The organism is Bradyrhizobium sp. USDA 376, assembly GCF_054063675.1.
The window spans coordinates 2,267,282-2,281,235 of record NZ_JBSSGN010000001.1; the positions used below are offsets into that span (position 1 = coordinate 2,267,282).

Below are 13,954 nucleotides of genomic sequence, written 5' to 3' on the forward strand. Positions count from 1 at the left end.
CTCAGGCCGAACGCTCGACCTACCCGAACCTCACCCCGATCCGCTTTTCCTTGCGCCAGACCACGGTGCAGGGCAGATGCGTTCCGTCGGCCTGGATGAACAGGGTGAAGTGTTCGGGAATGCCGACCGGGCTGGTGACGTCGAGCGCCGCGCCGGTGTCCGAGAAATTGCGAACGGTGCAGTCGATCGCGCCGCCGCCGAACTCGATCGTTCCGGCCTTCAGCACCCGATGCCTGGCTTTGTTGCGTCGTTCATCCATAGGGTGAATTTACACCCAAAGTTGAATGAAATGCTAATTGCCAGCCCCGCTCGCGGTGAATTTACACGAACCCGCCCGACGTGGCCGCGGCCGGAGCGACTTGCTCACAGCGCCGGCTGGAACGTCTCCGCCCGCGCCATCTTCCAGGCGTCGCGGAAGCGCGGGTCTTCCGTGCCTTCGAGCAGCTCGCCCGGGCGCAGCGCCGGATAGAGCTGTGCGAACGACTTCACCTGGGTCGTCGATGTCCGCTGGTTGAAATGGATCGGACGCAGCTGCTGCGGATGTTCGAGGCCGGCCGCGGCGATCAGTTCGGTCAGCGAGTGCAGCGTGGCATGGTGATAGTTGTGCACGCGGTCGATCTTGAGCGGCACGTAGAGCGCGCGCGCCCGGGTCGGGTCCTGCGTCGCAACCCCGGTCGGGCAGCGGTCGGTGTGGCAGCTCAGCGACTGGATACAGCCGAGCGAGAACATGAAGCCGCGCGCCGAATTGCACCAGTCGGCGCCGATCGCCATCGCGCGCGCCATGTCGAAGGCGGTGGCGATCTTGCCGGAAGCGCCGATCTTGATGCGGTCGCGTGCATTGATGCCGACCAGCGCATTGTGGACGAAATTGACGCCCTCGCGCATCGGCATGCCCAAATGGTCCATGAACTCCAGCGGCGCCGCGCCGGTGCCGCCTTCATTGCCGTCGACGACGATGAAATCAGGATAGATGCCGGTCTCCAGCATCGCCTTGCAGATCGCCAGGAATTCCCAGGGATGGCCGATGCACAGCTTGAAGCCGGCCGGCTTGCCGCCGGACAGGCGCCGCATCTCCGCGATGAACTGCATCATGCCAACAGGCGTCGAGAACGCCCGGTGCGAGGCCGGCGAGATGCAGTCCTCGCCCATGGCGACGCCGCGGATTTTTGAAATCTCCTCCGAGACCTTTGCCGCCGGCAGCACGCCGCCATGGCCGGGCTTGGCGCCCTGGCTGATCTTGAGCTCGACCATCTTGATCTGGTCCTGGCCGGCGACGCGCGCGAACGCTTCGGGGTCGAACGAGCCGTCGAGATGACGGCAGCCGAAATAGCCGGAGCCGATCTCCCAGATGATGTCGCCGCCCATCTCTGCGTGATAGGGGCTGAAGCCGCCCTCGCCGGTGTCGTGCGCGAAGCTGCCCTTTTTGGCGCCGGCATTCAGCGCCCGCACCGCGTTCGGGCTGAGCGCGCCAAAGCTCATGGCCGAAACGTTGAACACCGAAGCCGAATAGGGCTTCTTGCAGTCGGGCCCGCCGATGGTGATGCGGAATTTCTCCTCGGCATGCGTCTTCGGCGAGACCGAGTGATGCATCCATTCGTAGCCCTCGCGGTAGACGTCTTCCTGGGTGCCGAACGGACGCTTGTCGAGCTGCATCTTCGCGCGCTGATAGACCAACGAGCGGGTATCGCGCGAGAACGGCATGCCGTCCTTCTCGCTCTCGAAGAAATATTGCCGCATCTCGGGGCGGATCTCTTCGAGCAGGAAGCGCATATGCGCCGAGATCGGGTAGTTGCGCAGCACCGCGTGCCCCTTCTGGAGCAGGTCGCGGACGCCGAGCAGCGTCAGGGCGCCGAAGATCAGGATCGGGATCAGCAGGATGTCCGAGATCTTGCGGTCGGCGATGCCGATGCCGATCAGGAGCGCAGTGACGACCGCGCAGATCGTCAGCACGATGAAGCGCGGCGAGAACGGCAGCAGCAGGGTCTCCATGACCCCCTCCTCCGCCAGCGCCAGACGTTTCGGCGATTCCTGCTTTTTATTGTCGGCCACGATCCCATCCTCTCGCCGGCATGAGGCGGTACGATACGCCCACGCCTGTCATACGGATATGACGCGGCCCTTGTTTCAGGCTAGCGAAATCGGCCGGCGCAGATCAATCCGCCGAGAGGGTAGGTTGTTGCGCCGCAGCAGAGGGATGGGGATGGGAGGGGTCGAGTGGCCACAAACTGAGCTGTCATCCCGGGGCAAGCGTAAGCGCAGACCCGGGATCCATAATCACAGGATTTCGTGGCTGAGAGAGCTGTCACTCCGAGTCTTCGCATAACCACTCCCTGTGGTTACCGCGACGAGCGCAAGCGCTCGCGCTGAGGTCCCGGATCGGCGCGCGCTTTGGGCGCGCTTGTCCGGGACGACGGCGGAGTTCAGAGGCTGGCAGCCCGGCACGATACCGGGGTGGCAAGCGGCGCTTAGCGCTCGACGAAGGCCTTCTCGATCACGAAATGACCGGGCTTGTTGCCGCTTCCTTCGATGAAGTCGCGGCTCTCGAACATCACCTTGAGCTCTTCGAGCATCGCCGGGCTGCCGCACATCATGATGCGGTCGGTCGCGATGTCGAGGGGGCCTTGGCCGATGTCGTTGAAGATCTGCTCGGAGTTGATGAGGTCGGTGATGCGGCCGCGGTTCTTGAAGGGCTCGCGGGTCACGGTCGGGTAGTAGATCAGCTTGTCGGCGAGCAGCTCGCCGAACAGTTCGTCCTCGCGCAGGGTCGCGACCAGCTTCTCGCCATAGGCGAGCTCGGAGACCTGGCGGCAGCCATGCACCAGCACGATGGACTCGAACTGGTCATAGACCTCGGGGTCCTTGATCAGGCTGGCGAAGGGCGCAAGGCCGGTGCCGGTCGAGAGCAGCATCAGCCGCTTGCCGGGGATGAGGTTGTCGGTGATCAGCGTGCCGGTCGCCTTGCGGCCGACCAGGATGGTGTCGCCTTCCTTGATCTTCTGGAGGCGCGAGGTGAGCGGGCCGTCCTGCACCTTGATCGAGAAGAACTCGAGCTCTTCCTCGTGGTTGGCGCTCGCCATGCTGTAGGCGCGCAGCAGCGGGCGGCCGTCGACCTCGAGGCCGATCATGGCGAACTGGCCGTTCTGGAACCGGAAGCCGGTATCGCGCGTGGCGCGGAAGCTGAACAGCGTGTCGGTCCAGTGCTGGACGGAAAGAACCTTCTCTCGGTAAAACGCGCTCATGATTTTCGATATTCCGAATATTTGCGGTTTTAGGGCAAAAGCGTTGCCCGGCCCTGAAATCGGGGCGGTCACCATTTGCCATGGCGGAGGATTTCGCGTGTGTGATCTACGCCATTGAGACCAATAATCAACCTCGTTTCGGATGCAATTGATGCCGATCAAACCGGCATTTGCGGCAGAACTGGTCACATCATTAATGAATCTGCTGCCGGGCACGCGAAGAGGGCAATTTCTTTTCCCGTCAAGGCTCGATTGCAGCACTTAATTTCCGTCGCGCTCGCGAGAATTTCATTAAGAATAGCTCTGATTTTCACCCCGGCATGGCGCCGATTCCCGCATTTTTGCGGCTTTTGGCGCCAGGAACGACTGACACGAGCGACTGAATCGGATGGCTGGCAGCGAGCGGATCTTCGTCCAGGCGATCAGGCGCTATTGCGCCCGCCGTGGCATCGCGGTCGATGTCCGCGCCGGCGGCTGGCTGATCGCGATGCACCTCGGCGAGACGCGCCGCTTCGCCTTCGGCTACGATATCGGCCTCAACAGCGCCATCGCGCATCGTCTCGCCAACGACAAATCGGCGACCGCCGAGGCGCTGACGCTGGCGGACGTGCCGTGCATTCCCCATCAGCTCTTCCTCAACCCGAGGCTGGGCAGGAATGTCGTTGGCGCCGCCTGGCGGGAGGCAATGCTCGCGCTTCTTCACGACCATCCGCAAGGCGTGGTGGTGAAGCCGAACGAGGGCACATCGGGGCGCTCGGTGTTCAAGGTGACGACGGAGGCGGAGCTCGACCACGCGGCCGGCGAGGTCTTTTCGATGAGCACGGGGCTCGTGATCTCGCCCTATGTCGCGATCGAGGAGGAGGTCCGCGTTGTGCTGCTCGATGACGTGCCCCTCGTCGTCTACAGCAAGCAGCGTGGCTCGGATTGGCGGCACAATCTCGATGCCGGCGCAAAGCCGGTGCCGCTGGAGGACGGCGAGGTCCGCACGGCTTGCGTGAAGCTCGCAATCGATGCCGCGCGCGCCATCGGCATCGCTTTTGCGTCAATCGACGTGGTCCGTGTCGACGGCTCCTGGCGCGTGCTCGAGATCAACTCCGGCGTGATGATGGAAGCGCTGGCCAAGCTGCATCCGGAGCTGGTGCAGGCGGCGTATGATGCCGCGCTGGACCGGGTGTTCGATAAAGCGCGCGGTGAGCGCTGACCTATCCCCGTCATCCTGAGGTGGCCGCTTCTTCAGCGGCCCTCGAAGGACGACGGCCCGACTGGCAGCTCGGCCGTTCATCCTTCGAGGCTTGCTCGGCGATGCATCTGCACTACCGAGCGCGCACCTCAGGGTGACGGAGAGAGAGCCAACCGCAGCTCAATTATTCGCGCTGGCGGAATCGTCCATCGATTTGAAGGCTTCCTCCAGTTGCAGCGAGATCGGCACGTTCAGGCGTTCGCCGGTCGGAAGCCGTGCGATGAACCATTTGTTGTAGAGCGGGATGAGGTCCTGGTTGGAGCCGAGCTTGCGGAAGGTGCGGTCGACCACGGCGGAGAGCTGCGGCTCACTCTTCTTGAACATGATGCCGTAGGGATCGTAGGACAAATAGTCGCCGGTAACGCGGAACTTGTCCTGCGCCTTGTGGCGCGCGATCAGGCCGAACAGCAGGATGTCGTCGGTCGCGAACGCATCGGCCTTGCCGTCGGCGAGCATCTGGTAGGACTGCTCGTGATCGGGCGAGGTGACGATGTTGAGGCCGAGCGAAAACTTCTTGTCGGCCGCATGCATCGCCTGCTCGTTGGTGGTGCCCTTAGTCACCACCACGGTCTTGCCCTTCAGATCGGTGATGGCCGACACGTTTGACGCCTTCGGCACCATCAGCTTGGTGCCGGCGACGAACATCAGCGGCGAGAAGGCGACGCGCTTGCCACGCTCGGCATTGGCCGTGGTCGAGCCGCATTCCAGGTCGATCTTGTTCTGGAGCACCGCGTCGATGCGGTCGTCCGAGGTGACCTTGACGTAATCGATTCTGAGATTGGGATCGTCGACCTCGACGCCGATCTCCTCGACGATGGCCTCGCACAGTTCGAGGCTGTAGCCGATCGGACGACCCGACTGGTCGAGGAAGGAGAACGGCGGCGAGCTTTCGCGATAGCCCAGCCGCACGGTATGCGCTTTCTTGATGGCCGACAGCGTCGGGCTAAGCCCTTCGCTGCCGGTCTGCGCTGAGGCCCCGGTTGCCAGCAGACACGCTGCCAGCAACAGGCTGCCCGATATCGCCGATGAAAGGCGCATGATGCACCTCCGTCAATGGCCGGCCATCGCAGGCAATTCGCCGGGCACCATGTCCGGCGTCGCCACCTCGCCCGGCCCCAGCTCGTGCTCCGGCCCGAGCTCGCCTTCCCACTTCGCGACCACGGCGGTCGCCAGCGAGTTGCCGATCACGTTGGTGGCGCTGCGTCCCATGTCGAGGAAGGTGTCGATGCCCATGATCATCAAGAGGCCCGCCTCGGGAATGCCGAACTGCGACAGCGTCGAGGCAATCACGACGAGGGAGGCGCGCGGCACGCCGGCGACGCCCTTCGAGGTGATCATCAGGGTCGCGAGCATCGCGAGCTGCGTCGCGAGCGACATCTCGATGTGGTAGGTCTGCGCAATGAAGATGCTGGCGAAAGTGCAGTACATCATCGTGCCGTCGAGGTTGAAGGAATAACCGAGCGGCAGCACGAAGCTCGAGATCCGCGACGAGGCACCGAACTTGGTCAGCCCCTCCAGCGTCTTCGGGTAGGCCGCTTCCGAGCTCGCGGTCGAGAACGCGATCATCAGCGGCTCGCGGATCAGCCTCAGGAGGTGGCTGTAGCGCGGCCCGATCACGAGGAAGCCGACAACCATCAGGATGACCCAGAGGATGGCGAGCGCGAGATAGAAACCGCCCATGAAGACGACGAGCTTCCACAGCACGCCGAGGCCGTTCTTGGCGACGGTAGCGGTGATGGCGGCCCACACCGCGAGCGGCGCGAACAGCATCACATAGCTCGTCACCTTGAGCATGATGTGGGCGACGTCGTCGATCATCGCCAGGATCGGCTTCGACCGCTCGGGCATCGAGCCCATTGCCACCGAGAAGAACACGGCGAAGATCACGATCTGGAGGATCTCGTTCTGCGCCATCGCATCCGCGATCGAGGTCGGAATCAGATGAGTGAGGAATTTCTCGATCGAGAAAGCCGAGACCGGCAGCCCTGTCGATTGCCCCGCCTGCGGCAGCGTGCCGGGGAAGTTCGCGCCGGGCTGCAACAGATTGACCATGATGAGGCCGAGCAGCAGCGAGACGAAGGAGGCGCTGACGAACCAGCCCATGGTCTTGGCGAAGATGCGCCCGAGCCGCGAACCGGTTCCCATATGCGCGATGCCGCCGACCAGGGTCGCGAACACCAAAGGCGCGATGATCATCTTGATCAGGCGCAGGAACATCATGGCGATCAGGTTGATGGAGGAGGCCCATTCGGCGCGGGTATCGGGCAGGAAGTTGTAGATCGCCGAACCCATGACGATGCCCAGCACCATCGCGGCCAGAATGTATTGCGTAAACCTGTTCGACATTGAAAGACCCCCACTACACCGGCCGCTTCATGATGTCGCAGATATGACGATGACGCAACACGCTTGGCGAGTGATCGCGTTGGCCGGATGTTCCCGTTGTGAAACGATCCTTCGCGATCTAGCCTTCATGCAGCGCACAACGAACGCGGCTTGCACGTTTTCCTTGCGGCGGCTGCATCAATAATCGTCAAACAAATGAAGAGGGGAACGCCATGAGCGGCAACACCAATCGTCAGATTCTGCTGGTGGAAAAGCCCAGCGGCAAGCTTGGTCCCGAACATTTCAAGATGGTCGAGGGCGCGATGCCGGAGCCGAAGGACGGCGAGGTCTTGCTGCGCGTGCGTTACATCTCGCTCGACGCTGCCAACCGGGCCTGGATGCACGGCGCGACCTATCGTTCGGCCGTCGAAGCCAACAGCGTGATGGCCGGCGGCGCCATCGCCGAGGTCGTCAGCTCAAAGGCGCCCGAGCTCGCGGCGGGCGACATCGTGTTCGGCGACACCGGCTGGCAGGAGTTTGCCGCGGTGCCGGCGAAGCATCTGACGAAGATGCCGAAGCTCGAGCCGATGACGCATCTGCTCAGCGTGTTCGGCATTGCCGGCCTCACCGCCTATTTCGGCCTGCTGGAAATCGGCAAGCCCAAAGAGGGCGAGACGGTCGTGGTCTCGGCGGCCGCGGGATCGGTCGGCTCGATCGTCGGACAGATCGCCAAGATCAAGGGGTGCCGCGTCATCGGCATCGCCGGCGGCGCCGACAAGTGCCACTGGCTGACCTCCGAGCTCGGTTTCGGTGCCGCCGTCGACTACAAGGACGGCGCGGTGTTCAAGGCATTGCGCGCGGCTGCGCCCAAAGGCATCGACGTCTATTTCGACAATGTCGGCGGCGACATTCTGGAAGCCTGCCTGCCGCAAATGAACAATTACGGCCGCATCGCCTGTTGCGGTGCGATCTCGCAATATGACGGCGCGCCCTCCGCGCACGGCCCGCGCGGCGTACCGGGGCTGATCGTGGTGAAGCGGCTCGTGATGCAGGGCTTCATCGTGATGGACTACATGAAGGACAGCCAGCGCGCGCTCGCCGATCTCCAGGCCTGGGTGAAATCCGGCAAGCTCAAGGTGCAGGAGGACATCATCGATGGCCTCGAGAACACGCCGAAAGCGCTGATCGGATTGCTCGCAGGCGAGAACCGCGGCAAGCGCATGGTGAAGCTGACGACATAGTTACGTCACGGTCGCTCAGACATTATCTACTTGCGATAGAGGCCAAAGCGGCCAAAGATGCCGCTCGCGAGGCATTACTCGCGACGATTGCGCTTGCATACCTTTTGAAAATTGTCGGCGTTGCCGACCGGGCAGGATTCACTCAGATGTTCAACACATTGAAACATGCATCGACGCGCGCAGCGTTGCTGGCGGCCACACTCTTCGCAACTGCAACAGGAGCCTTCGCACAGGCTCCGACCGAGGCCCAGAAGAGCGCGATGCGGTCCGCATGCCGCTCGGACTTCATGGCGCATTGCTCGAGCGTCACGCCCGGCGGGGTGGAAGCGTATCAATGCCTCGCCAAGAACATGTCCAGCCTGTCGTCGGGATGCCAGGCCGCGGTTCGCGCCGTCGAGCCGGCAGCCGCGCCGAAGACTGAAGCGGCGCCGGCCAAATCCGAGCCTGCCAAATCCGAGCCTGCAAAGACGGAAGCTGCGCCCGCCACCGAGCCTGCGGCCAAACCGGCAACGGCAGCCGCCCCGAAAGCGGCAGCACCAAAGCAGCCGAGCGCTGCACAGGTTTCCGCGATCAAGAGCGCCTGCCGCGGCGACTATCCCAAGGTCTGCGCCGGCGTGCCGCCGGGCGGCGCGCCCGCGCTCGAATGTCTGGAGAAGAACAAGGCGAAGGTGTCGGCAGGCTGCGCCAAGGCCGTGAATGCGGCTTTCGGCGGCGGTGCGGCGGCGGCCGCGCCTGCTTCTGGTGCCGCACCGGCTGCAGCGGCAGCGCCTGCCGCGGCACCGGCCGTCATCGTGCTGCGCCCGTTGCTGCCGCGCGAAGAGCTGTTCATCGTCCGGTCCGCCTGCGGCGCCGACATTCGCACGCTCTGCGCCGGCGTCGCGCCCGGCGGCGGCCGCATCATCCAGTGCATCTCCAACAACGCCGCCTCGCTGTCGCCGGCGTGCAAGGACGTGCTCGCCCCGTTCGCCGCCCGTTAAGGCAGAGCACGATCACGCGCCAAGGCGCGTGGCCATGACGAAGCGTCGCGCGAATGAATTTTCGCGCGGCTGCGACGACAAACCTTTTGCAAATATCCGATTTCAATCACGACAAGACCGGGAGAAAGACATGCGTTCATTGCTGCTGATCGCTTCCGCGCTCCTCGCCTTCGGGGCAACCATGACGTTCGAGGCCACCGACGCCAACGCGGTCGTGTGCGCCCGCGGTGTCTATCGCGCCGGTTGCGCCGGACCGAACGCGGCCGTCGTGGTCCGCAAGCCGGTTCCGGTGGTCCGCTGTACCAGGGTGCTGGTGAACGGCGTCTACGTGAAGCGCTGCGTCTGACCCCTGGGTGGTCAATCCGGCCCCATTTGGCTATGGTTCACACCTGACGGTTTCGGACATGCGTGAAACGCCTGTCCGAGAGCGAGCTTTGGTGTGCCGGCCTTGCCGATAATTCCGCTGGCGCCGGACGCCGGAGCACATTAGTCTACCCCTAGATAGTAAGTATACTGTCAATTAGGGAGGCAGACGTTGCGGATCGCCGTGATTGGCGGGGGGCCCGGCGGGCTCTACTTCGCCTATCTCTGGAAGAAGCGTCACCCCGAGGATCAAGTCGACCTGTTCGAACAGAACCCGGCCGACGCGACCTGGGGCTTTGGCGTCGTGTTCTCCGACCAGGCCCTGGAGTTCCTGCGTGCCGACGACCCCGAGACGGTCGATGCGATCGCCCCGCATATGGAGAGCTGGGAGAACATCACGCTCAACCTTCATGGCGACAGCGTCGCCATCGACGGCGTCGGCTTCTCCTCGATCGGGCGGCTCGAGCTCCTGAGATTCCTGCAGCAGCGTGCGCTCGATGCCGGCGTCACGCCGCGCTTCGACACGCCGGTTCATGCGATCGACCAGCTCAACGGCCACGATCTGATCGTCGCCGCCGACGGGCTGAACTCGCTGGTACGCCGCGCCTATGAGGGCGATTTCGGCACCTCGCTGTCCTACTCCTCCAACAAGTTCGTCTGGTATGGCACGTCGAAGCGCTTCGACACGCTGTCGCAGACTTTTGTGAAGACCGATCGCGGCGCCTTCAACGCGCACCACTACCGCTATTCGCCGACCATGAGCACCTTCCTGGTCGAATGCGATTACGCGACCTGGCAGGCCTATGGCTTCGCCTACAAGGACGTCGAGCAGTCCAAAGGCGTCTGCGAGGAGGTATTTGCCGACACGCTTGGCGGCCATTGCCTCGTCTCGAACAAATCGGTCTGGCGCAATTTCCCCTGGGTCTGGAACGAGCACTGGTCGTTCAAGAACATGGTGCTGCTCGGCGATGCGCTGCACTCGGCGCATTTCTCGATCGGCTCGGGCACGCGGCTTGCGATCGAGGACGCGATCGCGCTGGTCAAGGCGTTGGAATCGGACGCGCATCTTTCGACCGCGCTGCAACGCTACCAGGCGGCGCGCAAACCGGTCGTGCAGAAGCTCGTCGACGCCGCACGAACCAGCGCCTCCTGGTACGAGAACTTTGCCCAGCACATGCAGCTCGACCTGATGGATTTTGCCTACAGCTACATCACCCGCTCCGGCCGCATCGACGATTCCCGGCTGCGGGCGATGTCGCCGGCCTTCATGGCGCGCTACGAGGCCGCCAAGAATGGTGCAGACGACGGTGGGGATGCGGCCAGTGAGGCTACCGCATGAGCAACGAGATTCGCGACCAGGTGCCCGCCGACAGTCCGGGCGCGCGCGAGATCGGCTTTGCCGTTCCGCAAATCTACAACGCCAGCCGCGTGCTGTTCGACAATCTCGGCAAAGGCCGTGGCGACAAGCTCGCGCTGACCGGGCCAGCGGGCACGCGCACTTATGCAGCACTCTGCGCGGAGGCCTGCCAATGGGGCAACGGCATTGCTTCGCTGGGCCTTAAGCGCGGCGACCGCGTGCTGCTGTTCCTCGACGACACGCCCGCCTATCCGGCCGCCTTCTTCGGCGCGGTGCGCGCCGGTTTCGTGCCACTGCTGATCAACACGCTGACGCCACCGGACCTCCTGCAATTCTATCTCGCCGATTCCGGTGCTGCCGTGGCGGTGGCCGATGCCGAGTTCTGCGCGCGCTTCAATGCGGAGGCATGCAAGGAGACGAAGCTGCAGACGCTGATCGTCGTCAATGGCGAGGTCGGCGAGCACGCTGCGCCTGCCGCGGTCGCGGCGGCGAGCTGGCTCGCGCAATTCCCGACTGAGCTCGCCGAAGCGGACACCGATCGCAACGAGATGGCGTTCTGGATGTACTCGTCGGGCTCGACGGGCCGGCCCAAGGGCATCGTGCATCTCCAGCACGACATGGCCTATAGCGAAGTCGCTTTTGCGCGGAACGTGCTGAAGCTGACGCCTGACGACATCTGCTTCTCGGTGCCGAAAATCTTCTTCGCCTACGGTTTTGGCAATTCCGTCACCTTCCCGTTCTCGGCGGGCGCGGCGACGCTGCTGCTGCCGGGCCAGCCGAAGCCGGCCGCGATCTTCGCGGCGATCGAGCAGTACAAGCCGACGGTCTTCTTCGGCCTGCCGACGCTCTATACCTCGCTGACCAAGGCCGAGGGCGCAGAGAAGACGAACTTCTCGTCGCTGCGCATGGCGCTCTCCGCCGCAGAAGTGCTCTCGGCAGAGGTCTTCAACGGCTGGAAGACGCTCACGGGGCTCGAGATCGTCGAAGGCCTCGGCTCGACCGAGGTGCTGCACATCTATCTCTCCAACCGGCCCGAGCAGAAGAAGCTCGGCGCCGCGGGCTTGCGCGTACCCGGTTACGAGGTCGCGCTGCGCGACAAGGATGGCCGCGACGTCGGCGACAACGAGGAAGGCATTTTGTGGGTGCGCGGCGATTCCAACACGCCGCGGTACTGGAACCGGCCGGACAAATCCGCCGAGACCATCCGCGAGGGCGGCTGGATCTACACCGGCGACCGCTTCGTCCGCGATGCCGACGGCTTCCACTTCTTCCGCGGCCGCGCCGACGATCTCATCAAGATCTCGGGACAGTGGGTCTACCCGCTCGAGGTCGAGCTGTGCCTCGCCGACCACCCCGATATCCGCGAATGCGCGGTGTTCGCCGCCGAGCTGCCGGACCGGCGCATGACGCTGAAGGCGGTGGTGGTGATGAACAACCGCGCGGTCGATCAGGTCGAAGCGACGCGGAAGCTGCAGGATTACGTGAAGGGCAAGCTGCTGCCGTACAAATATCCGCGCGAGGTGATCTTCATCGACGAGCTGCCGAAGACGGGGACGGGGAAGATCGACCGGCAGGCGTTGCTGAGGATGTGAGGCGAGGACGGAGTTCCGCGCACCGCAATCGTAGGGTGGGCAAAGCGAAGCGTGCCCACCACTTCTGATCCGTTGGAGAGAGGTCGTGGGCACGGCGCAAGAGCGCCTTTGCCCACCCTACGACATCTCGCTAGACCGAGAAGCCGCGGCGTACTGGATTCCCCGCCTTCGCGGGGAATGACAGTGGAGATTGAGGCGGCGGCGTCACCAAGCCCTCGCTGTCGTCCCGGCCTAGTGCGCAATTGCGCACGGGGGCCGGGACCCATACGCCGCAGCAGTGGTTGTCGCGTGGGCTGGTCATTGCCAATCTTCGCCAAATTAGGATTCGTGGTTATGGGTCCCGGCCTGCGCCGGGACGACGGCGGTGAATGAGGCGCCAGCACAGCCTCACCTCCCCTCACCCACCCTTCCCCAAATGCTCCAGCGCGTCCTCGGCGCGCAGCGGCACCCGTGACGCCTCGTTGTTGAGGTCGACGAGCTGCACCAGCAGACCCATCAGCGCCTTGCGGTCGGCGGGCTTGAGCGGCTCCAGCATGCGCGCCTGGGCGCGCTCGACGGCGGGGATGATCTCGCGCAGGATCGCCGCGCCTGACTTGGTCAGATAGAGCAGCTTGATCCGCTTGTCCTCGGGGGCCGGCCTGCGCTCGATAAAATCCTTGGCCTGCAGCCGCTCGATCACGCTGCCGAGCGTGGAGCGATCGAAGGCGATCACGGCCGACAGCCGGGTCGCGTCGATGCCGGGATGGGTGTGGATCGCGATCAACGCGGCATATTGCACCGGCGTGAGGTCGAACGCCTTGCACTCCTCCATGAAGATCGAGACCGCGATCTGCTGCATGCGCCGGAACAGATAGCCCGGCGCGGCGTAGACCGCATCGATCGTGATCGGAGCGGAAGGCTTACTCGGCATCGGGCTGCTTCTCCGGCGCGGCATTGGCGAACGCAGGCAGCGCCTTCGCGGCGGCCTCCGCCGCGAGCAGGCGCGGATAGGCCGAGACATCGACGCCGAAGCGGCGCGCATTGGCGAGCTGCGGCACCAGGCAGAGATCGGCCAGCGTCGGCGCATTGCCGAAGCAGAACGGCCCGGGCTCACCCTTGATCAACGTCTCGCAGGCCGACAGGCCCTCGCGGTTGACCCAGGCGGCCCAGTCCTGGACTTTCTCCTCGGCAAGGCCAAGCTCGCGCAGCCGCGCCAGCACCTTCAAGTTCTGCACCGGATGGGTATCGCAGGCGATCGCCAGCGCAAACGCGCGCACCTTGGCGCGGCGCAGCGGATCCTTCGGCAGCAACGGCGGATTGGGGTGCGTTTCGTCGAGCCATTCGATGATGGCGACCGATTGGGTCAGCACTGCACCCGCATCATCCTCCAGCGCCGGCACCAGACCTTGCGGGTTGATGGCGAGATAGGCGGGCGCACATTGCTCGCCCTTGCGTAAGTGATGCGGCAGATGCTCGGCGCCGAGGCCCTTGAGGTTCAGCGCGATCCGCACGCGGTAGGCGGCGCTGGAGCGGAAATAGCCATGCAGCTTCATCGGAACCCTCCCTTTGTCATTCCGGGGCGGCTCGAAGAGCCGAACCCGGAATCTCGAGGTTCCGGGTTCACGCTCCGCGTGCCCCGGA

The 13,954-nt window shown here is 64.2% G+C and carries 13 protein-coding genes; 6 read left to right on the forward strand and 7 right to left on the reverse strand.

The annotated features are described in order from the left end of the window. Window positions 1–19: 19 nt before the first annotated feature. The 3 genes from ACVJ19_RS10665 to ACVJ19_RS10675 all read right to left on the reverse strand — a co-directional run bounded on the left by ACVJ19_RS10665 (window position 20) and on the right by ACVJ19_RS10675 (window position 3,239). Window positions 20–259, reverse strand: coding sequence for a PilZ domain-containing protein (locus tag ACVJ19_RS10665; RefSeq protein WP_018644094.1), 240 nt, complete (start codon window positions 257–259; stop codon window positions 20–22). A 104-nt stretch (window positions 260–363) separates the two neighbouring features. Beyond that, complete coding sequence (locus ACVJ19_RS10670; RefSeq protein WP_453955114.1) at window positions 364–1,989, reverse strand: FMN-binding glutamate synthase family protein; 1,626 nt, start codon at window positions 1,987–1,989, stop codon at window positions 364–366. 476 nt (window positions 1,990–2,465) lie between these two features. Continuing rightward, window positions 2,466–3,239 (reverse strand): ferredoxin--NADP reductase, encoded by a 774-nt coding sequence (locus ACVJ19_RS10675; RefSeq protein WP_453949188.1) that lies wholly within the window; start codon window positions 3,237–3,239, stop codon window positions 2,466–2,468. Window positions 3,240–3,627: 388 nt separating this feature from the next. On the opposite strand from ACVJ19_RS10675, the gene ACVJ19_RS10680 reads away from it, so the two are divergent. After that, window positions 3,628–4,440, forward strand: a complete 813-nt coding sequence (locus ACVJ19_RS10680) for an ATP-grasp domain-containing protein (protein ID WP_453949187.1) — start codon at window positions 3,628–3,630, stop codon at window positions 4,438–4,440. Between the two features lie 159 nt (window positions 4,441–4,599). On the opposite strand, the gene ACVJ19_RS10685 is transcribed toward ACVJ19_RS10680, so the two are convergent. Together ACVJ19_RS10685 and ACVJ19_RS10690 are read right to left on the reverse strand one after the other, a co-directional pair. Then, window positions 4,600–5,517 carry an amino acid ABC transporter substrate-binding protein gene (locus ACVJ19_RS10685; protein WP_453949186.1) on the reverse strand — a complete coding sequence of 306 codons (918 nt, stop codon included), beginning with the start codon at window positions 5,515–5,517 and terminating at the stop codon, window positions 4,600–4,602. 12 nt (window positions 5,518–5,529) lie between these two features. Further along, window positions 5,530–6,825: a dicarboxylate/amino acid:cation symporter gene (locus tag ACVJ19_RS10690; protein WP_453949184.1), complete on the reverse strand. Its 1,296-nt coding sequence runs from the start codon at window positions 6,823–6,825 to the stop codon at window positions 5,530–5,532. A gap of 212 nt (window positions 6,826–7,037) precedes the next feature. Here ACVJ19_RS10690 and ACVJ19_RS10695 point away from each other — a divergent pair, with 212 nt between their 5' ends. The 5 genes from ACVJ19_RS10695 (at window position 7,038) to ACVJ19_RS10715 (ending at window position 12,334) form a co-directional block, all read left to right on the forward strand. Further along, window positions 7,038–8,045, forward strand: a complete 1,008-nt coding sequence (locus ACVJ19_RS10695; protein WP_453949182.1) for an NADP-dependent oxidoreductase — start codon at window positions 7,038–7,040, stop codon at window positions 8,043–8,045. A 146-nt stretch (window positions 8,046–8,191) separates the two neighbouring features. After that, complete coding sequence (locus ACVJ19_RS10700; protein WP_453949181.1) at window positions 8,192–9,022, forward strand: hypothetical protein; 831 nt, start codon at window positions 8,192–8,194, stop codon at window positions 9,020–9,022. Window positions 9,023–9,152: 130 nt separating this feature from the next. Further along, on the forward strand, window positions 9,153–9,368 hold the full coding sequence (locus ACVJ19_RS10705) for a hypothetical protein (protein ID WP_008132706.1): 216 nt from the start codon (window positions 9,153–9,155) through the stop codon (window positions 9,366–9,368). 189 nt (window positions 9,369–9,557) lie between these two features. Next, window positions 9,558–10,724, forward strand: a complete 1,167-nt coding sequence (locus ACVJ19_RS10710) for an FAD-dependent monooxygenase (protein WP_453949180.1) — start codon at window positions 9,558–9,560, stop codon at window positions 10,722–10,724. Continuing rightward, window positions 10,721–12,334 (forward strand): benzoate-CoA ligase family protein, encoded by a 1,614-nt coding sequence (locus tag ACVJ19_RS10715; RefSeq protein ID WP_453949179.1) that lies wholly within the window; start codon window positions 10,721–10,723, stop codon window positions 12,332–12,334. The genes ACVJ19_RS10710 and ACVJ19_RS10715 overlap by 4 nt, the downstream gene beginning before the upstream one ends. A gap of 397 nt (window positions 12,335–12,731) precedes the next feature. On the opposite strand, the gene ACVJ19_RS10720 is transcribed toward ACVJ19_RS10715, so the two are convergent. Next, window positions 12,732–13,244 (reverse strand): MarR family winged helix-turn-helix transcriptional regulator, encoded by a 513-nt coding sequence (locus ACVJ19_RS10720; RefSeq protein ID WP_453949177.1) that lies wholly within the window; start codon window positions 13,242–13,244, stop codon window positions 12,732–12,734. Further along, the gene (maiA, locus tag ACVJ19_RS10725; protein WP_453949176.1) at window positions 13,234–13,866 is read right to left on the reverse strand and encodes a maleylacetoacetate isomerase; all 633 of its coding nucleotides are present in this window, start codon (window positions 13,864–13,866) and stop codon (window positions 13,234–13,236) included. Before maiA ends, ACVJ19_RS10720 begins: the two co-directional genes overlap by 11 nt. Window positions 13,867–13,954: the final 88 nt, after the last annotated feature.